Here is a 24,274-nt window from a genome sequence, read left to right as displayed (position 1 = left end):
ACTAGCGTATGGCATCATGAATTAATCAACTCCAACACGTTTTCCCACTGCCCAATCAACGACTCAATCAGCAACTCATCCGCTTTGGGCGCCAGCGCTTCGGCGCTGGCTTTGTGTCCAGTCGGTTTAGCGGTCAGCTCACCGGTTTCTGAGGCCGCCCATTGGTATTCTCCACAGCAACTTGGGCAGGCCAGCGTATCGCCAGCCTGTGCATTACGCACACGCACCAAGGTTGGGCCGCACATCATGCAATGCCCCAGCGGTATGCCGTCATCCGAATGCGAGACGATGTGGTCAAATTCACCGGCTCGGCCAAGTCGCACAAAGACTTCACCACACTGCTGATCAAACTGTTGGCCTAACTCAGATTCAATAATATTGAGTGCTTTTGCAATCGGCATGCCTTTACGGTAGGGGCGTGAGCTAGTCATTGCATCAAAAGCATCACTGATAGCGACAATTTTAGCATCCAAACTCATTTCTGCGCCCAGTAAACCTTCAGGATAGCCACGGCCATTGGGCATTTCGTGATGCCCCACAATCGCTTTGATGACCAAGGGAGCAAAAGGATGATGCGCGATCAAACGTTCACCAATACGCGGGTGAGTTTTAATCACCGCATATTCATCATCGGTAAGTTTTTCCGGCTTGCGCAAAATAGCATCAGGAATACCTATTTTGCCCAAGTCATGCAAAAACCCAGCCATAGCAATCCGATTAGTCTCTAAACGAGATAATCCTAGTGCCGTCGCTAAACGGGCCGAATACATCGCCACACGCCATAGATGCCCACCGGTATAAGGATCGCGCGCCTCAACTACCCAAGCCGAGGCTAATAAACTCGCGAGAAGGGACTTTTGCTGCCCACTCAGCTGAGTTTTTAGTTTGGCTAATTCACTATTGGCACTAGTTTTAAAAAACATGATGAGCTTTCCTTTGCAAGGCATTTAATTCGCTGGGCATATCATTTCATATTAGCCACCACATGCATTTCGCGATGCAAAAACCATCACAAAGCAAAACAGCCACATCAGAGTGGCTGTTTTCGAGTCGAGCGCTTGAATGATTAAGCGTTAACTTTACGACGACGCGTCGCGAGCAAACCCACCAAGCCCATGCCCATCAAGGCATAGGTTTCAGGTTCTGGCACCGGAGCTACAGCAGCTTCTGCACCAAAGCCATAACCAAGAGTAGGGAAGCCACCAGGATTCCACTGATCATTGAGCGGATTTACAGTGCCATTAGCCGCAAAAGTTTTGCCCTGCTCGAAGCCTTGGAAAAAGCCCGTAATAGTGGCTATGCTACCCACTTGTTTAATCGTGAAACTGAAACCACTTGATGAACCTTTTTCACCATACAAAGCACTAGCCGTTTTGCCATCCAAAGCGGCACCAGCAAAAAAAGTACCGATAAACGAGTGACGAACACCATCGGCAAATTTAGCCGCATCGAGATTAATAATCGCCCCATCGTTATTCAACGCAAGGGCTACACCATTGACCGATAAAGAACTAAAACCATGAACGCCAATTTCAACTTGATTGTTCGGTAGCATATCGCCAAAACCAACAAATGTTGCGTGTGCGCTGGCAGAAGATAATACCAGTGCGGCTGTTGCAATCTTCAGTGCTAATGCTTTCATCTAATAATTATCCCTTAATTTATGATTGATTACCCTGTAAGGGTGAGCCTATTCTTCCGGAATAGCTATGACGGAGCAATATATCGAAAGTACAATCAACGACCGATTTTGCGTAAGTTTTTGTAACTGGCGATGTGATGTCAGCCTATATCGCACTGTAAATTGGTATTATCTATCTAATAAATAAAAACCAATATTGCTCCGGTTGCGCTCGGCGGCATGGCTTAAGGCAATAAAAAAGCCCGCATAATGCGGGCTTTTAAGCTTGGGTGTATCTCTTAGCTTGCTATACGATCCAAAATAGCAACCATTTTCATGCTGGTTTGCTCCATGCGATTAAGTGCATCGAGCACCTGAGGTTTTTGCCCAGCAGAAGCCGCGTTGATTGCAGCCATACCTGCCTGATGAATTTCATTATGAGGTGTTTCCATTTCACGATAAGCTGGATGTTTACCCATCTGAGCCTGCCCTTCACCATCGTAATACCAACGCCCAAAGCGGCATTGATGCGGATCCCCCACCACGTGGCTATGCCCATGACTTGAACCAGAAACACTTTCATAGACTTTAAATTTGAAGAGCAAATGATCCAATTTGCTGACTTCCACAAAGCTATGCAGCATATTCTGCTCGACCAGCTCTTCCATCTCGCCTGAAACAGTGATTAGCAACTCCATGTCGCCAGCCGCATCGCGGCCCATACTGCTGTACTGCGCGGTTTGTTCGGCCATTGCATTCATGGTTTGCTTAACCGACTGAGTTTCTTGTCTGATTTCACCGACTAACTGCGTGATGTCTTTGGTCGCATTGCCGGTACGCTCAGCCAATTTACGTACTTCATCAGCCACCACAGCAAAACCACGCCCTTGCTCACCCGCACGGGCGGCTTCAATTGCCGCATTGAGTGCCAATAAATTGGTTTGATCTGCAATTTCTTTAATCAGTTGCACAATACCGCTAATTTGATCTGATTGCTGATCGAGTTTATCCACTTCAGTCACGGAAAGTGCGGCCGTATTCGATAGATTGGTCAGGTTTTCTGCAATCGCGCTGATAGTTTGGCTGTTATCGCTCGATACTCGGCTTAAAGCTGCCGCACAGCGACGCTCTTCTTTCATTTTTTCGCTGACCATACCCAAGGTTTGCGAAGAGGCCTCCAGCGAGGCCCCAAACTGGGTCATGGATTCAAAAATCGACGCAAGGAATTTACTATCGCCGGTATCTTGGTTTTGCAGTGTGCTGATGAAATCTTGGTCTTTAATCAGCTTGGCATTTTCCCTTTTGAGGTTTTGGTTTTCTTGCTCTAGATTGGCGATTTTTTCGTACAAACTAGCAATTAACTGCTTTTGACCAAAAAACATCTTAGTCCCCTGCGCAACGTAATAATCCAAGCAGTATAGTCAACCTACGTGACATATGCTTTGACTCAACCACAATAGGTGCAAAATGCAGACGATCTACTTAGCTGGCCCGGGTGTATTTCGCCCAGATGCACACAACTGGGGACTACAACTACAACAAGCGTGCCAGCAGTTTGGGCTGCGCGGCTTGTATCCGCTTGATCAGGCTGCGCCAGCGAATCTATCACCAGCCAAAACCGCAGCATGGATTTTTGCGGCAAATTGTGCGCTCATTCGCCAAGCGGATGCAGTTTTCGCCGATGTTCGCGCATTTCGTAGCATCAGCGAGCCCGATAGCGGCACGGCATTTGAGATTGGATTTGCTCATGCCTTAGGAAAACCCATTTTGCTGTGGCTACCTGATGTTCCGGCGAATATCACGATGTTGGATCGGGTAGGCCAGCGACACGATTTAGCAGGGTGGAGCGTCGAAGATTTCGATGCTCCACTAAATTTGATGTTGTGGCACAGTGCCTCACATGTGATTTACCACACAGAAGTACTCAGCGCCATCGAGTCAGCAGCGAATTATCTTAATAATTCAACAACTTAATCTATTAGCGATTAGCGAAAACCCTAATAGCATTACTTATAGCGTGGCGTAGCATCGGCGGCCTTGTCTGTCATTCTTACATTTCTAATCCATGAAAAAAATGCTTATTGGCGCCATCGTGATTGCCGCCGGCGCAGCTACTGCTTGGCAGTATCTTGGTACAGCCCAATCTAAACAAGCATCTTCAGGCAATACACCCCAAGTTGCTTCGACTGCGACTGAGCAAAAAACACTGCGAATTGCACTGGAAGGCAAATATCCACCGTTTGAATACGTAGATGCCAATAATCAGCTCGTTGGTTTTAATGTCGATTTAGCCAATGCTTTGTGCGCCGAAATGAAAGTGCGCTGCGAATTTACCCGCTTTGAATTCGACCAGCTGATTCCATCACTAAACGAAAACAAAGCTGACGCAATCGTCGCCTCATTGTCGATCACAGACGAACGTGAAAAACAGGTGCAATTTACTGACGTATATTCACGCGTCCCCGGCACCTATGTGGCCAGCAAGCAATCCAAAATCATCTGGCCAGTGATTACCGCCGAGCGCATTCGGGGGGCCAGCATCGGTGTAGTGGCAAAAACCACCTTTGATGATTACCTCAGCAATGAAATGGATCAAAGCAAGGTAACGATCAAGCGATTTGCCAGCGCCGATGCCATGATGAGCGCGTTGGAAAAAGGCGAAGTGAAACTGGTATTTGATGACAGCGCGGTACTGGGGCATTTCTTAAAATCGGCCAGCAATCAGGATCGTTTTGAAATGGTCGGCAATCGCATCGACTCGCCAAAATGGTTAGGTCGCGGCGAGGCCATTGCACTACGCAAAGACGATATCGAGCTGCGTAATCAATTTAACAGCGCGTTGCACAAATTGATCGAAAGCGGGCAGCATCAGCAACTAGGTTATAAATACTTCACTTTGCGCGTTTTATAACGCCAGATCACTCCAGAAAAAGCAGCAAAACCCGAGGCCTGTTTCACGTGAAACAGGCCTTAGATTTTTGTACTTGGATAAAATAGTCGATTACCCGCTAAAATAGCTGCAATTGTATAAACCAGCAGCAACGGAAACCATGTCTGAAACGATTGACTTGCTAGACGACAGCCCAGAATTTAGCCCTGAAGTAACACCTCTCGCCAGCAGCGGTGGGCAAGGGGGGCGATTTATCGAAGCACAAGTGTCTGCCACACCCGATGATGGCGAATCGGTTCAGCTCGGCCTCTATGCTGAAAAAAGCTATCTCGAATACGCCATGAGCGTGGTGAAAAGCCGCGCTTTGCCGCAGGTGGAAGATGGGCAAAAACCGGTACAGCGCCGTATTTTGTATGCGATGCACGAGCTAGGCCTCACGGCGACGGCAAAACCAATGAAGTCGGCACGTATCGTCGGCGATGTACTGGGTAAATATCACCCGCACGGCGACCAATCAGCCTACGACGCGCTAGTCCGGATTGCGCAGGATTTCTCGCTACGCTATCCACTCATCGACGGCCACGGCAATTTTGGCTCGCGTGATGGAGATGGCGCAGCCGCTTATCGTTACACCGAGGCGCGTTTAACGCCAGTGGCTGATTTGCTGTTGGGCGAACTCGATCAAGGTACGACCGACTTTATTCCAAACTACGACGGCGCGTTTAAAGAGCCGGTGTTGCTGCCAGCGCGCTTGCCGATGCTATTGCTTAATGGCGCATCGGGCATTGCTGTCGGGATGGCGACTGAGATGCCATCGCACAATCTGGGCGAAGTTGCTGACGCTAGCGTTGCCTTGATTCGCAACCCGAACCTCACCACTGCCGAGTTGATGGCCTATATCCAAGGCCCAGATTTACCCGGTGGCGGACAAATTATTTCATCGCCTCGTGATATTACTGCGGCGTATGAAAATGGTCGCGGCAGCCTGAAAGTACGTGCGCGTTGGGAAAAAGAAGACCTTGCGCGTGGCCAATGGCAACTGATTATTACCGAGTTACCACACGGCGCTTCGAGCCAGAAAATCCTCGAAGAAATCGAAGATCTGACCAATCCAAAGGTTAAAAAAGGCAAAAAAGCGCTTTCGCAAGAACAAATTCAGACCAAGCAATTGATCCTGAGCGTGCTCGATCGCGTGCGCGACGAATCAGGCCGTCATTGCGATGTGCGACTGGTATTCGAGCCAAAATCTTCGCGCCAAAATCCTGACGAGTTGATGAATCTGCTGATGGCACACACCAGCCTCGAAACCAGCTTGTCGATCAATATGGTAACGATCGGTCGTGATGGCCGCCCGGGGCAGAAAACGCTGCGCGATGTGATTGCCGAATGGGTCGATTTCCGCTTTGTGACCGTGACGCGCCGGGTGCAACATCGTCTTGGCCAAGTGAACGATCGGATTCATATTTTGGAAGGCCGCTTGCTGGTCTTGCTCAATATCGACGAAGTAATCCGCATTATCCGCAATGCCGATGATCCGAAAGCCGATCTGATGGCGGCGTTCAATCTATCCGAACGTCAGGCCGAAGATATTTTGGAAATCCGCTTGCGCCAATTGGCGCGACTGGAAGGCATTAAGATTGAGCAAGAATTAACTAACTTGCGCAATGAAAAAGCCGAGCTGGAAAACCTGCTCTCGAACCCGCAGGCAATGCAGCGCCAAATCATCAAAGAAATCGAGCAGGACAAGAAAAAATACGCCGATCCACGCCGCACGCTGATCGAACACGCCGAGCGCGCCTCAGTTGAAGTGGCCGTCGTAGATGAGCCGTGCACGATTATCTTATCGGAAAAAGGCTGGCTGCGTTCACGCCAAGGCCATGGCTTAGATTTACAAAATCTGACGTTCAAAGACGGCGATACACTGCTCGCGTCGATCGAGTGCCGTACCGTCGATCAGCTGGCGCTGTTTGGCAGCGATGGCCGCGTGTACACCATCCAGGCCTCCGTCGTACCGGGCGGACGTGGTGATGGTGTGCCGGTCACAACGCTGGTCGATCTGGTCGCTAAAACCCGCATCACGCAAATGATCGTGGCCAAACTAGGCGAATGGCTGGTGATTGCCAATTCAGCCGGTTATGGCTTTGCCTGTCAGGCCGATAATCTGATCAGTCGCCAAAAAGCCGGTAAGAGCTTTATCACGCTCGAAGGCGATGAAACCTTGCTGCGCGTGACCAGCTTTACACCAAGCGCGGAAGCCATGGTGGCTTGTTTGTCCAAAGCCGGTAAGCTGCATCTGTTTGCCTACAGCGAATTCAAGCAATTGGCTGGTGGCGGTCGCGGTGTAATTACGATGGCGCTGGATGATAAAGACGAGCTAGCGGCAATTACCGTGTGCGATGGACAAACACTTAAGCTCACAGGCACAGGCCGTGGTGGTGTGCCAAAAGAAATGATCTTGGATGCCAATGAAATGGCCCCCTACATCGGCAAACGCGCACGTAAAGGCAAGCCGATTAACGCCGGGTTGAAATTCCCAGGGTTCTAAAATGGCACTCCGGCTCCTGTTATTGGCTTTGTTTGCAGCGATCATTTACCGCTACTTCAAATCACGTCGACAACAGGAGCAATTTTATTACCTCAATCATTATCAGTTCCCAAGCGGGATTCGCCGACGACTCAGTAGCAAGTATCCGCAATTGAGTGATCAACAATGGGATTTGGTCGCAGATGCAATGCGGCAATATTTCCGCCTGCATCGGCATAGCAAACGTGCGACACTGGCGATGCCATCGCGCATCGTTGATGATTTCTGGCATGAGTTTATTTTGCACACCGCCGTTTACCAAGAATTTTGCCAAAAAGCACTCGGGCGCTTTATTCATCACACGCCCGCAGAAAGCACTGTTCAAAGCAAATCAGTGCGCAGATCATGGAACCTAGCTTGCCGTGACGAAGGCATCCAAGCAGGTCAAATTGCCAGCATGCCACTACTATTTGCCATTGATCGCCATCTGCAGATTCCTGAAGGTTTTCTGTACAGCGCCACTACATTTCAAAACTCAAATAAAGACACCAGCAGTTGCAGTGGCGGCAGCTGCGGCTCTGGCTCAACTTGCAGTAGTAATGATTGCGGAGATAGTGGCAGTTGCAGTAGTTGTGGGGGTGGCGGAGATTAATGATGTATTTACCTGAACATTTAGAAACTATCTGGCAGCAATTGGGCATTGCGCCCGAAATACTGCAGCAAAAATCTCTGTGTGTATTTGAAGAAGCAGCTGAGCTGGTTGATGTCGAAACCGCTGCCGATGGCCGCGTTTGGCAACTGATACCTGCGGCCGCACAAGCATGGCAAGCGATGCAAGCTACGGCGCTTAGTAATGGCATTGAGCTAAAAATCGCCTCAGCTTACCGCGCCAGCTCACGCCAAGTTGAGCTGATCGAGCGCAAGCTCAATCTCGGTCAATCAATCGATGAAATCCTGCAAGTGCTCGCACCACCCGGTTGCAGCGAACACCATACCGGCCGAGCTATCGACATTTATCAACCTGGTGGGCCAGTGATTGAAGAAGCTTTTGAACAGACGACTGCATTTGCTTGGCTTTCACAATTTGCCGTCGAGTATGGATTTAGCCTATCTTTCCCACGCAACAATCCATTTGGCTATGTGTATGAACCCTGGCATTGGTGCTGGCAAGCCCAGCTAGGACAAAAGAACTAGGGGATAAAAGGTACTTCAATATTTGCCCAAACGCACGATATTAGCAGTGTAGGCAATAGAATCACGGCATCCGCCGCATCGCCTCAAGAAGTACATCATGATCTATGCTATTCATCCCGTGTGGGGCACCACGCAGCGTCCAGAGTCATTACGCTATGGCTTATACCAAGTAAGCCCTCAGGGCGAAATCGAAATCGCACGCGCAAATCGGCTAGCCTTCATCGAAAACCTACGCCAACATCTATTAAACCAACACAGATTTAAGTAAATAATTGGTAAGTTACTGTGATGCACTACATTTTTCCCGCGCTCAGCCCGTTGGCAATTTTGTGAAGTACATCATTGTTTTAAAGGTGAAAGATCGGAGTTTCACCGCATAATCACCGCATGTACTTCATGCTAGCAATTATTACAAATCTTACAAAAAATCACCTATTCGTCGGATGCCCAACAACATTTATTAGGGTTTACACTTAGATATATCACTGAAAACACATCATTTTTACTAGATATTCACATTTAATTTACTAATTACTTTCCAAATAAACAAATAGTAGTAAGTTATATTTGAGTACACACGTACACTCACGAACAATACCCCTGCCAGTTTGGCACTAAATAACCAAAAAATTTCAGGGGAAAATGACGTGAGATTCACGGCACTTCATGCAATGATTGCACTCGGTTCGCTTACCATAGGGTCGATGGCGTCCGCCGCCGCGTGTGCGCCAAGTTGGCAAACCACCACAACTTATCTCGCTGGCAACAGTGTCAATTATCAAGGCCAAGACTATCGAGCCAAATGGTGGACACAGGGGGAAAATCCGGCAAATAACAGCACTGTAGGTAAACCATGGGAACTGGTTGCTGCGTGCAACCCAACGAATGCAACACCAATACCAACCCCCAGTATCACTCCAAGCATAAGACCAAGCAATGCACCAACATTAATACCCCAAACCCCAACGCCAACCAGCACGCCTACATTAAAACCCACCACAAACCCGAGTAGCACTCCTCGTCCATCGGCAAGCCCATCACCCACTGCGAGCCCGACTGCGACGCCAATACCATCGAGCAGTACTTGCTTTAACGAATGGAACGGCAGCTCTGTTTACGTCGTGGGAAATAAAGTAACGCGCAATGGCATCAACTACCAAGCCAAATGGTGGACGCAAGGTAATGATCCTGCGGTCAACTCTGGTGATGCACAGCCTTGGCAAAATCTAGGCAGCTGCGGTAATACCAATACGACGCCGGCACCAAGCCCAAGCAACAACCCTACGAGCAGTCCCAATCCTAACCCCACAACCACGCCGCCCAATACTGGGGTCATAGATCATTTGGTCATCAACGAGGTTGCTGCTGATGCCACGGGGCAAGGTAGCTGGTTTGAAATATACAACCCAACCCAACAAACGGTTTCGCTCAATGACATCAGTGTCCGCATCCAAAGCAAAACCCAATCAACGATCAATAGTTATGCATTGAGTGGGTCACTAGATGCAAATAGCTATGTTGTGATTTCCAGCAACAGCGAAGCCAACCCCCCAAAGAAAAACCAGCAAATCCAATTTATCGGCAACTATCAAGATTGGCCGGTCTGGAGCAATGACAGCGGCGCTATCGAATTAGTGCGTAATGGGCAAACGGTCGATTTTGTACGCTTTGGCAATAATGTCACCTTGCCACTAACCACCAATGCTTGGCAGGGTAAAGCAGCACCAGCATTAAGCGGTAATGCTAGTTATTCTTTGGTGCGCTATTTCACGCAAACCAGCGATACTGATAGTGCTGCGGATTGGCGAGTGGTGCCATTTGGCACACCCGCTGGACGTAATGATGTGGATAGCAATGCCACTGATAACGATCACGATGGTATTCCCACCAGTGCCAAACAGCCTGGCGGTAGCTATGCAGGCCTAGATTTATACGCAATGGGTGTGCGAGCGGGACGCCCAAGCATTTTATTGCATGTCGACTGGATGCAAAGCTCAACAGACGAAGGCATCAAACCTCGCAAAGAAGCGCTGCAAATGGTGCGCGAAGCATTTAATCGCAAGGGAATCGATCTGCTGATCGATGCAGGTCAGTTATATAGCCCTGTATTTAACCCTGCCGATTTCAACTTGGGCAATGGTAAAGAAGTACCTTTTGCCCGTTGCGTAAGCCTGTACAAAAACCCCGATTGTGCTGATGTAATCAGCTACAAAAACGACAGCATGGACGTACGTCGCCGTTTGATTTTCCACTATATGCTGATGGGCTCCACCCAGAATACCAATGGCTACGGGGGGTCTTCCGGCTTGGCAGAAATCAACGGCAATGATCTGCTAGTCAGCTTAGGGTTTTGGGGGCTTAACAGTAGTAGCGCCAACAATCTATATATGCTGATCAATTATCAGGCTGGAACCATCATGCATGAGCTTGGGCATAATCTAGGCTTGCAGCATGGTGGAAATGAAGCCACCAACGATAAGCCCAATTATTTGAGTGTGATGAATTACTTGTATCAGCTTAATGGAGTTCCGAGCGATCCAAGCGGCCAAAGCATGATGGAACGTATTTATTACAACCTAAATAACCGAGGCAAAGCGACGCCAGGCCGTGCGGCCAATACCTATGGGGTTTGCGATGTACTCGATGGCCCGTGTGGTAACCGCTTTGTGATTGATTACTCTAATGGGAGCAGCACATCATTAAATGAAAATGCGCTCAATGAGGCCAAACTAGTAGGCCGTGGCGCTAATAATGGCACCTTTGCCGACTGGAATGCCAATGCAATTGTGGATAGCAATGTGAGTTTTGATACCAACAATGATGGGCAAATTCAAACAAGCCTTAGTGACTATGATGACTGGGGCAAAATCCAGTTGGCATTTAATGGTGGGCTATATAGCGTATTTGGGGTCAGTCTAGAACCGATCCTAAACTCAAAACAGAATCGCACCTTGAAAGAAACACAATTGGAAACCGCAATAGAAACACCACCTGCCGCATATTTATTACCGCGTTAAACTCGAACATCCATCCACAAAAAAGCCGCGTCAATCGCGGCTTTTTATTTTGACCGAAAACCCAATCACCCATCGATAACTCAGTGGTTGTAGGCTATCTGCATATCATCCACACCTTGATCATCCGGGTCGGCATACTCAATTGCTATTTGATTAAATTGATCTGCAATGGTTAAAAATGCGTCCACCAGATCAGGGTCAAAGTGCTTGGCTCGCCCTTCCACAATAATTTTGACCGCCATTTCGTGGCTAAACGGCGGTTTATAAACCCGACGGCTTAGCAGTGCGTCGTAAACGTCAGCCAATGCCATCAAACGTGCGGCGATCGGGATTTCATCACCTTGCAAACCTTCTGGGTAACCACTGCCATCCCATTTTTCCTGATGACCGTAGGCAATTTCACGGGCATAGCGTAAAAATACACTCCCTTCGCCCACAACCCGCTCTACTTCGTGAATGATGTTTCGCCCGTAGCGCGGGTGATGCTTCATGATTGCAAATTCTTCTTCGCTTAGTTTGCCCGGCTTATGCAAAATGGCATCTGGAATACCCACTTTGCCAATATCATGCAGAGGTGCCGATTTGGCCATCCACTCGATATTTTCTGGGGTCAACTCTGGGCTAAATCTAGGATTATCAGCAACTGCACTTGCCAGCAAGCGCAGATATTCCTGTGTTCGTTTCAAATGCAAACCGGTTTCTTCATCCCGCATTTCGGCCATTACCCCCATGGCCATAATGGTGGCATTCTGCATTTTCAGTAGCTCTGCCGTACGCTCAACAACACGCTCTTCCAAGGTGTGGTTGTGCATGCGCAGTGCTGTTTTTAAATCTTGAACCTGCAAATGTGTTTTCACGCGGGTCAGTACAATCGCCGGCACTAAAGGCTTGTGGATATAATCTGCAGCCCCGACATCAAAGCCTTCAATTTCGTCCGATTCTTGAATTTTGGCAGTAAGAAAAATAACTGGAATCTCTGCAGTCAGCGGGTTAGCCTTCAGGCGACGACACACCTCAAAGCCATCTATATCCGGCATCATGACATCCAGCAAAATCAGATCCGGAATCGGATCTCGCTGCGCCAATTCCAAGGCTAATTGCCCATGCGTAGCAATACGCAATTTGTATTGATCTTTGAGAATGGCATTTAATACCACCAAATTACTTGGGGTATCGTCCACTACCAAAATCGTGCGCCGATATTGCAGATTAAATTCATCCATGGGACGCCCCCCATACTGCTTGTTTTAGCTCCTGCAAATATTGCTGTGCGTGTACAAAATTGAAATCACTGGTTATTGCATACCCAAGGCGATCGAGCATTTTTTGATCAGGCCAGCGTTTTAACTGCAGCTGTAATTGCTCGTAACGATCTACCGCATCACCATCATAGTTTTGCAGCAACTGCTCTAACTCATCAAACAATGCCATTACATCAGGGGTGTTAAAAGCAAACTCCGGTGGTGTGGGCTCTTGCGCTGGATACACTTTGGCAACAGCCTGTAGCATCTGATTCAAGCTTGAAGTAAATGCCAGCTTTAGGTCGCCAGCATCACCCGGATTCAGACGTAGCCGTTGCTCTAGTTTAGCGGCAACCTCGGCGAGCTGACTCATACCTAAGGTGCCAGCAACCCCCTTAATCGAATGTGCTAAACGCTCGGCAGCCTGCCAATCACTGCCCAATAATTGTTCAAATTGCTGATCGGCCGCTTGATAATCGTGCAAAAACTGCCGAAACAACATTTCATACAATTGCACATCACCCATCAGTCTTGCCACTACATCATGGGTATCCACCCCTTCAATAACTGGAAAGAGGCTTTCATCAAAATACCCAAATGGAGTATGACAAATTTCTGGCGTAGTGATTTTATCTCCTACCCATTTAGCAATGGTGGCAAACAAAATATCAGGTTGAATTGGCTTTGTTACATAGTCATTCATCCCAGCATCGAGACAGCGTTGCCGCTCATCCGACATCGCATGGGCGGTCATAGCAATAATAGGAACACTCTGCAAGCGCGGATCAGAGCGTAATAAACGGGTAGTTTCATTCCCATCCAGCACCGGCATTTGCAGATCCATCAAAATCACATCACACGGCAAAGGCTCAATCGATAGCCATCCCAGCGCTTCACCACCGTGCTGCGCCAAAATTACACTGGCCCCGACACCACTCAGTAGCTCACTGGCCACCTGCTGATTAAGTGGGTTATCTTCCACCAGCAAAATACGAATCCCATGCAAAAACTTCGCATCGCGATGAGCATCATTTTCTGCTTGTAATTGAGCTTCATGGCATTTGTCGAGTAATAAGGTGAAGTGGAAAATACTCCCAATATTCGGGGTGCTTTCAACCCAGATATCCCCGCCCATCAACTCCACCAAGCGCTTTGAAATGGACAAACCTAAACCAGTACCGCCAAATTTTCGGGTGGTTGAACCATCGGCCTGGCTAAATGGTTTGAACAATTTCTTGATTTGATCCGCGTTCAGACCAATCCCCGAGTCCTGCACCGTAGCGTGTAAACGTATCTGCTTGTCCAGCTCGGCCACTCGCTCAAGATGGACGTTTACACTACCTTTCTGAGTAAATTTAATGGCGTTTCCCACCAGATTATTCAAAATCTGTCCCAGCCTTAATGGATCACCTATCACTGCTGGTGGGCAATCAGCTGCCAGCGTTACATTCAGGCTTAGCCCTTTTTCTTCGGCCTTCATCTGATGCAAGGCACATACCTGCTCAATCACCGACGCCAAACGGAACGGGGTTATTTCAATTTGAAGACGATTGGCTTCAATTTTGGAAAAGTCGAGAATGTCATTCAGGATATGCAATAAAGACTCAGCCGCCGCACTGGTTTTTTGCAAATAATCGCGCTGCTTACTACTTAAATCTGTTTTCAGCGTTAAATGTGTCATGCCTAAAATGGCATTCATCGGTGTACGAATTTCATGGCTCATATTGGCCAAAAAATCACTTTTTAACTGATTGGCCTGATCGGCTGCTTCTTTGGCCGCCACTAATTGTGCTTCAGCATTTTTGCGGACATCAATGTCTTCATACACCGCCACGTAGTGCGTCATCCCTTGCTCTTCGCTATAGATAGGCGAAATGGATAGCGACATCCACAATTCGTGACCACGCCGATGCCGATGCAAAATATCGTAATGCCAATCTAGTTCAGGCGTGACATCTGCAGCCCATAAGCTCTGAAACCGTGCATGATCAACCGGATGGGCGACAAAAAAATCCAGCCGTCGCTGCTTCACGTCATCCATTTGATAACCCAGAATGGATTCAAACTTGGGGTTGATATACTCGATTAAGCCCTGCGCATTGGTGATTACCACCGGGCTTGGGCTTGCCTCAATCGCCGCGGAAAGCTGGCGTAAACGCTCGGCGGCGTGTTTTTGCTCGGTAATATCAAAGATAATCCCGTCCAAATAGAGAGCGTGTCCTTCGGTACTACGCACAACTTGCCCGCGCTCAAATACCCAGCGGATTGCGCCATCACGATGATGAATTCGGTATTCGATGTTGTAACGGCCATCGCCCGCTAATGCATTATTAATCACTTGCTCAACAGCGGGTAAATCACTGGCTTGAATAAACTCGCCATAATGAACTTCAGCGGCATCACCCATAAATGCCTCAGGGGTATAGCCCGTGATGGCATGTATTTGCTGGTTGATAAACAACATACTCCATGGGTATTCCAATTGACAACGGAAAACAACCCCCGGGATATTGCCAACCAAGGTACTAAATTGTGCTTCTTTGCGCAGCATGGCGGCTTCGGCTTGCTGCTTTTCCTGCACCAAACTAAGCATCAAATTGCTCAGCTGTTCAAGATTGGTCTGATCACGCGCCAAGGTGGGGCGGCCCAAATCTTGTAGCAACACATTAGTGGTATCCCACAGCGAATCAATGACCCGCTGGCGTGCGATCGCTTCTTGACGTAAATCTTGATTGGCTTGGGTTAATTCTGTCGAGCTCAATTCCAAACTGCGGGAGCGCAGCTCCAAATCACGCTCACCCTGCTCATACGCTTCAGCAACCGCAGTTAAAAAGCCACGGATTTTTTCAGGCGGCAATAGATCTAGCCGGCCCAATTCAATTGCCGACAACGCAGCCTCACAGGCAGCCTCATCTTGCCAGCCAAAATGGCGTTTAAGTTGCCGAAATAACAAGCGATTCATAGCTAAGCTTCACGCAATACGCTGATGGTCATCGTTTGATTATGTAATTTGCAATCGGTTGAATTTACAAAGGGGCTAATCTCGCCATATGAATAAAACCCTGTGAGCGTTGCACCCTGGCCCAACACATCTGCCACGGCTTCAACTTCTTCTTCTACCCTCCCACCCATCACCAGCTTGCGACCGACACAGCTCACCAAAATAGCCAATGAAGAATCGGTATCGGCCAACATTGCATGCGCATGATTGGCAGCCACTTCCGCACCATCAATGAGGGCATCATTACTGGCGTGCATCAAACGTAAATATCCATCCTGCACAATATCGCCCGCCAAAATCAGTGATCCGGCAGCTTCATCAACTCCCAAAATGGTGCGTACTAAGCCCATTTCGGAATGATCTTGCCCCAACATTTCAAATGGAAATAGCAAGCCAGATGATGGTAATTGCGCGGCATAATCGCCCAAATAGCGTTTATAAATGTCCAAAGCCGATTCACCATCGAGCTCATACAAAACATTACCAACACAACGTGTGACCTTGCGGGCGGGGCCAAATGGCTTCCAGCCACCGTAGGAGCCATGCCCCACTTTAATCCCCGCAGGTAAGCCCAGTGCTACGACGGTTTGTTCGCTCACCCCCTCATTATTGAGCACACACGTTTGCTTGAATGCGCCACCATCTCCAGCCAAGCCACCAATAATCGGCAATTGCGATCCCAGCTGGCTCACCAAGCCGGTAATCAAAGCACTACCATTAATGTTTACCCCTTGCCCCAGCACCAGCACACCCGCCAATTCAAGGCCCGCGAGTTGCTGCCCCAAGCGCAAGCCAGCCGCTTCGCTGTCTTCCATATTGGCTAACTGAGTCGATGCCAATGTAGGTTTGCCAAAAGACCAATTGATCGTGGTAATCAGGGCACTGGCATCTTCCACGCCTTTGCCGCTAATTTCGCCGGCTGTAGAGCAACCTAGCAGCACTGAATCGGGAAATGCCTGACGCAATTGAGCATAGAAAACCGGGTTTTCCAGTAGGCTAATGCCTGAAAATACCAACACCCAATCCGGCACCAAACCGTTAAAGTGGCTTAAGGCGGGGTGAAGCTCATTAATGTTGCGAATATGTTGTTGCGCGATTTGCATAAACAAATTCCTCCGAACGTATGAGTCAGTCTAGACAAGCCTTGCCAATTTATCAGGCAGAAAATATGCCCCGCTTGCGGCATGAAGCACTGATTGGCCTATTTTTTGCCCACAAAAAAGCCGCCGGAATCATCTGACTCGCGGCGGCTGCTTGGCTATAACGGGTAACTTTTAAACTTGCCCTAGAAAATCTGCTTTGCCAATCTCAACTCCGTTACTGCGTAGCAGCGCATACGCAGTAGAAATATGGAAATACAGATTGGGTGCCACAAATTGCAACAAATACACTTCAGCAGTCATTGGATTGGGCAAAAATGATAACTGGATGGTTTTCTGGCTGGCATTTGCGAATGCGGCTTCAGGAATGCTGTTAATAAACGCAATCGTTTGCTCAACACGTTGTTTAAGCTCGGCAAAAGTTTTTTCATTATCGTCGTGCTTTGGCGCTGCGGTATCTGAAAAGCGCGCAGCCGCAAATTTAGCCGTATCACAGGCAATCTGAATCTGCTTCACAAACGGCAGCATATCTGGCGCCAAGCGCAGGCCCAGCATCGTTTCGTCGCTGACTTTCTTGCTCAAAGCAAATTCCATGGCTTTATCCAGCAAATGGGATAGCTGAGTCAATGCACGGGTATAAACAGGTACGCTAAGTTGGTAGTAACTAAACATCAGATAGCTCCATAAGGAATGAGGTCGGACTTATGCATCACGCAGTGATGACATTTGCTCTAGCATTGGTGCTTAACCCAACATAATCAAGTTTTCCAGCGAATCTATCGCTGCATTCAATATACATCCATCCTGTATATATTTATAAATATTATTGGCATTATCTTCTGGAGATATACCCATAGTATTAATCTCTAGATCATAGCTCATATCTTGATGAACGCGTTCATACTCCCAAGCAGCCATACCGATGGGGCAATCTTTACGTACAGCCTCACGTTCAACGAGTACCGCTAAATCACAATGTACCCCAATCAGTAAACAGCGATACCCAGCCAACTCGGTGAGTAATTCACGCTTCTGTATGCGTTCACACCATGCATGATCCAAAATCACACAGCACCCAGCCTGTAACAAACCCGGCAACGCATAATGATAGGCACGTACTAGTTGTGCCAAATCGTGTCCTTGTCGCTGAACAGGCTGCGCAGTTTGTAGCGATGTCAGATCACTGGCAGGCAGCGTCTGCAAAAAACTATCCAGACTAAAATTCAGATATTGCTGGGGTAATAGCTCTTGTAATGCACGAGCGAGGCTGGTTTTTCCGGCACCTCGACAACCATTTAGAATAATAATTTGTGGGTAATTCAGCATCGATCTGACTCAAAAAAGCCCGATCAAAACCGGGCTGTTCATGGATTACTGCGGGGGATTACTGGACTGTTTTTGGTTCATCATCACTGGGATCAAAATCAATCACCGTGGTCGGCACTTCTTCGGCTGGCGGCCGCGCCCAGAACAGGCGATCTGGAATCATTTGTCCCATCCCTGGACGATAGGCATTGGATAAGGCTTGGAAAGTGTAATCCTGAGCTTCCTGCATTGCCGTAGCGATATCCGCACCGTTGGCCATCGCACCAGCAATCGCGGATGCCAAGGTCGCCCCTGCACCATGAAAACTACCCGGTAGACGCTCCCAATTATCGCTGCGTACCCGGCCTAAGGCGCTGTATAAGGTATTCACAACCTTCGGGGTTTTTTCATGCGTGCCCGCAATCAGTACATATTCGCAGCCGCACTGCAAAATGCGCTGTGCAGCTGCATCAAGCGGCAGATCTTCTTGCTCTTCGGGGTCTTCAGTGCCTAATTTGCGCGCATCATTACTATTGCAACTCACCAAATAAGTATGGGGAATCAGTAGCTCGCGCATTGCACTGTACAAATCTTCATCAGCCAGCTCTTCACCGCGGCCCATGCTAAATACAGGCTCTAAAATCAGCGGAATATCTGGGTAATCAGAAGCAATTTCGGCAATGACCGCCAGATTTTCCACGGTGCCCACCATGCCAACTTTAATGGCATCGATTTTAATGTCTTCCAGAATAAAACGCGCTTGTTCGTCCAGAAACTCACTATCAACAGCCTGAAAACTTTGCACACCAGCGGAATCTTGCACGGTCATTGCTGTCACAATTGGTAATGCATGACAGCCCAGTGAAGCCAGCGTCAAAATATCAGCCATCAGGCCAGCACCGCCTGAAGGATCATTGGCAGCAAAAACCAATACGGTGGGCGGAGTCGAAATCATAAGTGGAAAGAGCCCAGAATAAGTTTAAAATCGGTCACATTGAATTCTAAACCACTCTGCCTGGATTGACGCTGATGAAAAAATATATGTGCCTGATTTGTGCGTTTATTTACGACGAAGCTGCTGGCCGCCCAGAAGACAATATTGCCCCGGGTACCAAATGGGAAGACGTGCCAGTGAATTGGACTTGCCCCGACTGTGGCGCACGTAAAGACGACTTCGAGATGGTTCAAATCTAAAAGGTCAACCATGAAACCCTGTTTCATCATTACTGCACTCACGCTGGCACTGCTCACGGGTTGCCAACAAGTCAACACTACTCAAGCTGGCGCCGTCGGTGCCACTCGCAAGCAAAAAATGAGTACCTTGCTACCCAGTGAGCAAGTAGATCAAATGGCTGCCGCCGCATATAGCCAAACGATTAATGAAGCACGGCAAAAAAATGTTTTATTACCAGCCAATCACCCAACCACACTGCGGGTGAAAAAAATCGCCGAGCGCTTAATTCCACAAACCGGGGTTTTCCGGCCCGAAGCCGTTAATTGGAAATGGGAAGTCAACGTCGAGCATAACAAGCAGCTCAACGCCTATTGCATGGCGGGTGGCAAGATCATGTTTTTCACCGGCATTATTGATCAACTTAAACTCAGTGATGATGAAATTGCTCAAATTATGGGCCATGAAATCAGCCATGCCTTACGCGAACACAGTCGTGAACGCATGAGTGAGGAATATAATAAACAAATGGGTATGCGCGGCATCTCAGTTGCAGCCTCGATTCTCGGCGGCGGCAAATATGCTGATTTAACCAATACCGCCTTAGGCGTTGGCAGTCAGGCCTACGATCTTGCTTTAGCATTACCCAATAGCCGTACCCATGAATCCGAAGCCGATATGATGGGTTTGGAATTGGCAGCACGCGCCGGTTATAACCCGCAAGCAGCAGTAAGCCTATGGCAAAAAATGGCGGCGGCTAACCGCGGCGCACCGCCAGAGTTTCTGTCGACTCACCCATCCAGCCAAACCCGAATCGCTGAACTGCAGGCCAAAATTCCGCTGGTACAACCGCTATACGATGCCAGCGTGAAACAACCCGCACCACCAGCGAGTAACGGTAAAAAGAAAAAAGGCTGATCTAGGCTAAAACCGACATCCTGTGTCCCCCTTACAGTGATCGCTTATGCGGGGACACATGATGTGACTCCGACTCATTAATTGCTCTGGAATCAATATGCTTTGGGTTAAAGCGTTTCACCTTATTTTTGTTATTAGCTGGTTTGCTGGGCTGTTTTATTTGCCACGGATTTTCGTCAATCAAGCCATGGCAACCCAGCCAGCCGAAATTGAACGATTGGGTTTAATGACCAGAAAACTCTATCGCTTTATGACTCCGATCGCCGGATTAGCTTTAATTTTTGGTATCTGGACTTGGGCTTATTATGATTTTTATCTCGGACCCGGCTGGGTATGGATGCACATCAAGCTGACATTGGTGGCCTTCTTAATTGCGTATCACGCTTGGTGTGGCAAAATCTATCGCGACTTTGCCGCGGGTAAAAATACTCGCAGCCACGTGTGGTATCGGGTGTTTAACGAAATACCAGTACTGGTCTTGATGGCCGTGGTGATATTGGTCATCGTCAAACCCTTTTAATCGCCCTGTGATCATCACAGGCCTTCATCAATTTGATTGAAAATATTATGAAAACTATCATTCTGGCCGCCAGTCTGGCAGCCCTGTTGTCGGCCTGTGGCGAACCCAAAGCCCAATGCGGCGTTTACGCCATTGGGCCAAATCAAATCAAAGAATTTCTAAAAGAAAACAAAGCTGAACCCGCACCAGGGCGCACTGAAAAGGCCAAACTACCTGCCGATTTTCCCGCTCAACTGATCGATAAAGAGGGTTATTACCGCGGCATGCAGGTTTTCTGCAAAATTGATGAAGCCAAAGCAGCACTCAGCAGCCAAGGCCATCAAGATTGGGGCGTTTACGAGCTCAATACCGAGTGGGATAAAGGTGTTTATCAAGCCGACGATCAGGCCTACCACCTAAAAGACATCACCACGATTAAGCAGGCAATCGAATAATGGCGCTAGAAATCGAACGCAAATTTCTGCTAAACAACGATAACTGGCGACCATTGGTACATAAAAGCACACGGATAGCACAAGGCTACCTGAATGCCGAGCCTGAGCGCACCGTACGCGTGCGGGTAAAAGGTGACAGCGGTTTTCTGACCATCAAAGGCAAAAACGATGGCATCAGTAGATTGGAGTTTGAATACCCAATTCCGGTAGCTGATGCGCTCGACTTACTCAAGTTGTGCCCCAATGTGCTTGATAAAACCCGTCATTTGGTCAATATCGATGGTCATACGTTTGAAATCGACGAATTTCATGGTTTGAACGATGGATTGATCGTCGCCGAAATTGAATTGGAAAGCGAAACTGCGAGTTACCCGCAACCCGATTGGCTGGGCGATGAAGTCTCTGGTGATGCGCGTTATTACAATAGTGCGCTATCGGAAAAACCGTTTTCAAGCTGGTAAAATAGCCATACACCATCGGGTCGACTCAGTCGGCCCTTATTTTTATCTAGGGTATATCGCTGAATATTAATCAGCATAATGCAAATAGATAAATACCATAATGAGGTATCTATGAATCGCAACGAACAACTCTTCGCAGCAGCGCAGCAACACATTCCTGGTGGCGTCAATTCGCCGGTGCGTGCTTTTGGCTCGGTTGGTGGCACACCACGCTTTTTCAAAAAAGGCGAAGGCGCTTATGTATGGGATGCCGACGGCAAAAAGTATATTGATTATGTCGGCTCTTGGGGCCCGTTGATTCTCGGCCACGCGCATCCTGCCGTGATCGAAGCTGTCACCCGCACCGCGCAAAACGGCATGAGTTTTGGCGCGCCAACCGAAGGCGAAGTTGAAATCGCCGATTTACTGTGCCAAATGTTGCCATCGATGCAGCAAGTGCGTCTGGTTTCCAGCGGCACCGAAGCGACAATGAGCGCGATTCGCCTCGCACGCGGTTTTACCGGCCGCGATAAATTGGTCAAATTTGAAGGCTGCTACCACGGCCACGCCGATAGCTTGCTGGTAAAAGCCGGCTCGGGCTTGCTGACTTTTGGCAATCCATCTTCAGCGGGTGTACCAGCCGCCGTTGCAGCCGATACCATCGTGCTACCGTACAACGACGTTGCCGCGCTGGAAACGCTGTTTGCCGAACAAGGCGACAAAATCGCAGCGCTGATTGTCGAGCCGATCGCAGGCAATATGAATCTGGTTCAACCGAGTAAAGCGTTCGTCGCAGCGATGCGCAAGTTAACGCAAGATCACGGTGCAGTGCTTATTTATGATGAAGTAATGACGGGGTTTCGCGTTGGACTCCAATGCTCACAAGGCCTGCACGGCATTACCCCCGATCTCACCTGCCTAGGCAAAGTCGTTGGTGGTGGCCTGCCACTGGCTGCATTCGGTGGTCGCGCCGACATCATGGGCAAATTAGCCCCGCTCGGCCCCGTTTACCAAGCCGGCACTTTATCGGGTAATCCACTGGCCGTTGCTGCGGGGATGGCGACCTTGCAGGAAATCAGTAAACCGGGCTTTTTTGAAGCACTCACCGCCAAAACCAAGGCGTTTGCTGATGGCCTTAATGCCATTGGCGCACAATTTCCGAGTGACAAAACCATCAGCGCACAAGCCGTTGGTGGCATGTTCGGCATTTACTGCAGCCCAAGCATTCCGCACAGCTACAATGACGTTATGAACAGCGACCGAGCGCGCTTTAATGCCTTCTTCCACGCCATGCTCGAAGAAGGCGTCTACCTCGCCCCATCGGCATTTGAGGCTGGGTTTGTAAGCGCTGCACATGACGATATCGATATTCAATATACTTTACATGCCACGCAGAGAGTCCTACAAAATCTCTAAGCACTAAGCTATATCAAAATATAAACCCCTAATTTTTAGGGGTTTTTTTTCGCCTAACTATAAGTGACCACTCATCATCCAATCTTATCCCATTATCGCCTTCAAATGACAGTTGGATAACTTAGGCCTAACTTAAAAATACGAGTGGATATAGACGCAAACAAAATCTGAAAAGCAACAACACACTGACCACCTATCCTCTCTAAACCTGCACTGGTCAGAAAATGGCCACGTACAAACCAGCCTGTATATTATTAAACTCTAATGTATGTTGGAGCAAAGAATATGAAGCATCACGGGTTTACGTTGATTGAAATGCTAATCGTCGTAGCGATTCTTGGCATCGTTCTGGCTGTAGCGTTTCCCTCATATCAACAACTGATCGCAAAACAAGCCTTGATTGATCAGGCCGAGGAAATGGTGCAAACCATTAATGCTGGTCGAGTAGCTGCATTTACCCAAAAAAAACCAGTTTATCTAAGTGCAAAATCCACAGTTGCAGATGATGCAGTGACATGGTGCTATGGAACAAATTACACAGCTAGCTGTGATTGTGCAGATACATCATGCAGCTTAAGCGTCAAACAATTTAGTGATGCAAATACAACTGCACAATTAAATGGTTTATCGGCTAATGATGTTTTCATCGATCCAGTTAGAGGGTTATTGAATAAATCAGTTGCTGTAATGACTCTAACTGATAAATACAACCAAGTTGTAAAAATTGAAATTGCACAAAATGGTACTGCTACCCGAGTTAAGTGAGATCAGCCATGAATAAAATAAAAGGTTTTACTTTAATTGAATTATTGATAGCAATGAGCTTAGCCATATTAATTTTAGGTGCGCTTGGTGTTCAACTTACCAGTCAATTAAACGCGAGCACATTTAATATTAAACAGCATAAGGTCAACGCTAATTTGCGTACAACGTTAGACATTTTAGCAAATGATATTATGCGAGCAGGCTATACCAGTAATACAACTAATCAATCAGTTTTTATAGATAAAACAAAATTTAACTTATATACCATTAAAAAAACAGACAGCAAAAGTTTTGCTACCACTTCCGATGCAAGCTGTCTAACCTTTGCTTATGATCGAAATGATAATGGCACACTGGGCAATGATGAATATTTCGGATTTGCATACCGTAGTAGTGATAAAACAGTCGTTGCCTATACGGGATCAAGCCCAGATTGCTCTGATTTAAGTGGCTGGACTCCGATTACAAATAAAAATGCGATTCTAGTTAATGAGCTTAGATTTACGCTGATCGAACCAGAAGCCACCGTAGGTGCCACAGAACTTCCTGCTGGAATTTGCCCACTATCAATTAATATTTTTATTAGTGCAACAAGCGCTGAAACAAATAACACCTACACCAGTAATCAAGATATGAATATTAAAATTCGTAACGACACAGGCTTAGATTGGAATACCGGCACTAGCAAATGTGATTACACAAGAACATAAGGAATAA

At 47.9% G+C, this 24,274-nt stretch carries 23 protein-coding genes and 1 pseudogene; 14 read left to right on the top strand and 10 right to left on the bottom strand.

All coding sequences use genetic code 11. The features are described 5' to 3' along the window. Positions 1 to 14: 14 nt before the first annotated feature. The 4 genes and pseudogenes from HZU75_RS07920 to HZU75_RS17400 form a co-directional block, all read right to left on the bottom strand. Positions 15 to 923, bottom strand: coding sequence for an HD-GYP domain-containing protein (locus HZU75_RS07920; RefSeq protein WP_180308583.1), 909 nt, complete (start codon positions 921 to 923; stop codon positions 15 to 17). Positions 924 to 1,066: 143 nt separating this feature from the next. After that, a complete protein-coding gene (locus HZU75_RS07915) occupies positions 1,067 to 1,642 on the bottom strand; it encodes a PEP-CTERM sorting domain-containing protein (RefSeq protein WP_180308582.1) in 576 nt (191 codons plus the stop codon). Positions 1,643 to 1,920: 278 nt separating this feature from the next. After that, positions 1,921 to 2,265 (bottom strand): CZB domain-containing protein, encoded by a 345-nt coding sequence (locus HZU75_RS17405; protein WP_228028264.1) that lies wholly within the window; start codon positions 2,263 to 2,265, stop codon positions 1,921 to 1,923. Positions 2,266 to 2,331: 66 nt separating this feature from the next. After that, positions 2,332 to 2,589 (bottom strand): annotated as a pseudogene (locus HZU75_RS17400) (methyl-accepting chemotaxis protein); the annotation flags it as partial. A gap of 499 nt (positions 2,590 to 3,088) precedes the next feature. Here HZU75_RS17400 and HZU75_RS07905 point away from each other — a divergent pair. From HZU75_RS07905 to HZU75_RS07880, 6 genes are all read left to right on the top strand, one after another. Continuing rightward, positions 3,089 to 3,595 carry a nucleoside 2-deoxyribosyltransferase gene (locus HZU75_RS07905; RefSeq protein ID WP_180308580.1) on the top strand — a complete coding sequence of 169 codons (507 nt, stop codon included), beginning with the start codon at positions 3,089 to 3,091 and terminating at the stop codon, positions 3,593 to 3,595. Between the two features lie 91 nt (positions 3,596 to 3,686). Beyond that, complete coding sequence (locus HZU75_RS07900) at positions 3,687 to 4,532, top strand: transporter substrate-binding domain-containing protein (protein WP_180308579.1); 846 nt, start codon at positions 3,687 to 3,689, stop codon at positions 4,530 to 4,532. A 139-nt stretch (positions 4,533 to 4,671) separates the two neighbouring features. Beyond that, positions 4,672 to 7,056 carry a DNA topoisomerase IV subunit A gene (gene parC, locus HZU75_RS07895; protein ID WP_180308578.1) on the top strand — a complete coding sequence of 795 codons (2,385 nt, stop codon included), beginning with the start codon at positions 4,672 to 4,674 and terminating at the stop codon, positions 7,054 to 7,056. Position 7,057: 1 nt separating this feature from the next. After that, positions 7,058 to 7,687, top strand: coding sequence for a glycine-rich domain-containing protein (locus HZU75_RS07890; RefSeq protein WP_180308577.1), 630 nt, complete (start codon positions 7,058 to 7,060; stop codon positions 7,685 to 7,687). Next, complete coding sequence (locus HZU75_RS07885; protein ID WP_228028238.1) at positions 7,687 to 8,229, top strand: M15 family metallopeptidase; 543 nt, start codon at positions 7,687 to 7,689, stop codon at positions 8,227 to 8,229. The genes HZU75_RS07890 and HZU75_RS07885 overlap by 1 nt, the downstream gene beginning before the upstream one ends. A gap of 704 nt (positions 8,230 to 8,933) precedes the next feature. Then, on the top strand, positions 8,934 to 11,246 hold the full coding sequence (locus HZU75_RS07880) for a carbohydrate-binding protein (RefSeq protein WP_180308576.1): 2,313 nt from the start codon (positions 8,934 to 8,936) through the stop codon (positions 11,244 to 11,246). Between the two features lie 80 nt (positions 11,247 to 11,326). Here HZU75_RS07880 and HZU75_RS07875 read toward each other — a convergent pair whose 3' ends face one another. The 6 genes from HZU75_RS07875 to thiD all read right to left on the bottom strand — a co-directional run bounded on the left by HZU75_RS07875 (position 11,327) and on the right by thiD (position 18,848). Then, entirely contained in the window at positions 11,327 to 12,469 is a 1,143-nt protein-coding gene (locus HZU75_RS07875) for an HD-GYP domain-containing protein (RefSeq protein WP_180308575.1), read from the bottom strand. Then, entirely contained in the window at positions 12,462 to 15,449 is a 2,988-nt protein-coding gene (locus tag HZU75_RS07870; protein WP_180308574.1) for a PAS domain S-box protein, read from the bottom strand. Before HZU75_RS07870 ends, HZU75_RS07875 begins: the two co-directional genes overlap by 8 nt. Positions 15,450 to 15,451: 2 nt before the next feature. After that, positions 15,452 to 16,591 carry an FIST signal transduction protein gene (locus HZU75_RS07865; RefSeq protein ID WP_180308573.1) on the bottom strand — a complete coding sequence of 380 codons (1,140 nt, stop codon included), beginning with the start codon at positions 16,589 to 16,591 and terminating at the stop codon, positions 15,452 to 15,454. Positions 16,592 to 16,762: 171 nt separating this feature from the next. Beyond that, the gene (locus tag HZU75_RS07860) at positions 16,763 to 17,260 is read right to left on the bottom strand and encodes a DUF1993 domain-containing protein (protein WP_180308572.1); all 498 of its coding nucleotides are present in this window, start codon (positions 17,258 to 17,260) and stop codon (positions 16,763 to 16,765) included. Positions 17,261 to 17,332: 72 nt separating this feature from the next. Continuing rightward, the gene (locus HZU75_RS07855; RefSeq protein WP_228028237.1) at positions 17,333 to 17,914 is read right to left on the bottom strand and encodes a chloramphenicol phosphotransferase CPT family protein; all 582 of its coding nucleotides are present in this window, start codon (positions 17,912 to 17,914) and stop codon (positions 17,333 to 17,335) included. Positions 17,915 to 17,972: 58 nt separating this feature from the next. After that, on the bottom strand, positions 17,973 to 18,848 hold the full coding sequence (thiD, locus tag HZU75_RS07850) for a bifunctional hydroxymethylpyrimidine kinase/phosphomethylpyrimidine kinase (RefSeq protein ID WP_180308571.1): 876 nt from the start codon (positions 18,846 to 18,848) through the stop codon (positions 17,973 to 17,975). Between the two features lie 74 nt (positions 18,849 to 18,922). On the opposite strand from thiD, the gene HZU75_RS07845 reads away from it, so the two are divergent. The 8 genes from HZU75_RS07845 to HZU75_RS07810 all read left to right on the top strand — a co-directional run bounded on the left by HZU75_RS07845 (position 18,923) and on the right by HZU75_RS07810 (position 24,267). Further along, the gene (locus tag HZU75_RS07845; RefSeq protein WP_180308570.1) at positions 18,923 to 19,087 is read left to right on the top strand and encodes a rubredoxin; all 165 of its coding nucleotides are present in this window, start codon (positions 18,923 to 18,925) and stop codon (positions 19,085 to 19,087) included. Positions 19,088 to 19,097: 10 nt separating this feature from the next. Further along, positions 19,098 to 19,982, top strand: coding sequence for a M48 family metallopeptidase (locus tag HZU75_RS07840; RefSeq protein ID WP_180308569.1), 885 nt, complete (start codon positions 19,098 to 19,100; stop codon positions 19,980 to 19,982). A gap of 97 nt (positions 19,983 to 20,079) precedes the next feature. Further along, positions 20,080 to 20,502, top strand: a complete 423-nt coding sequence (locus tag HZU75_RS07835; RefSeq protein WP_180308568.1) for a CopD family protein — start codon at positions 20,080 to 20,082, stop codon at positions 20,500 to 20,502. Between the two features lie 47 nt (positions 20,503 to 20,549). After that, positions 20,550 to 20,936, top strand: coding sequence for a DVU_2496 family lipoprotein (locus HZU75_RS07830; protein ID WP_180308567.1), 387 nt, complete (start codon positions 20,550 to 20,552; stop codon positions 20,934 to 20,936). Beyond that, positions 20,936 to 21,397 carry a CYTH domain-containing protein gene (locus tag HZU75_RS07825; RefSeq protein WP_180308566.1) on the top strand — a complete coding sequence of 154 codons (462 nt, stop codon included), beginning with the start codon at positions 20,936 to 20,938 and terminating at the stop codon, positions 21,395 to 21,397. The genes HZU75_RS07830 and HZU75_RS07825 overlap by 1 nt, the downstream gene beginning before the upstream one ends. A gap of 111 nt (positions 21,398 to 21,508) precedes the next feature. Next, positions 21,509 to 22,792 (top strand): glutamate-1-semialdehyde 2,1-aminomutase, encoded by a 1,284-nt coding sequence (hemL, locus tag HZU75_RS07820; protein ID WP_180308565.1) that lies wholly within the window; start codon positions 21,509 to 21,511, stop codon positions 22,790 to 22,792. A gap of 285 nt (positions 22,793 to 23,077) precedes the next feature. Beyond that, positions 23,078 to 23,557, top strand: coding sequence for a pilus assembly FimT family protein (locus tag HZU75_RS17570; protein ID WP_194249541.1), 480 nt, complete (start codon positions 23,078 to 23,080; stop codon positions 23,555 to 23,557). A gap of 8 nt (positions 23,558 to 23,565) precedes the next feature. Next, a complete protein-coding gene (locus HZU75_RS07810) occupies positions 23,566 to 24,267 on the top strand; it encodes a PilW family protein (protein WP_180308563.1) in 702 nt (233 codons plus the stop codon). Positions 24,268 to 24,274: the final 7 nt, after the last annotated feature.

This window comes from Chitinibacter fontanus, from assembly GCF_013423785.1.
In the GTDB taxonomy this organism is placed as follows: domain Bacteria; phylum Pseudomonadota; class Gammaproteobacteria; order Burkholderiales; family Chitinibacteraceae; genus Chitinibacter; species Chitinibacter fontanus.
The sequence above is the reverse complement of the archived record's forward strand: the minus strand, read 5'-3'. Positions and strand labels throughout refer to the sequence as shown.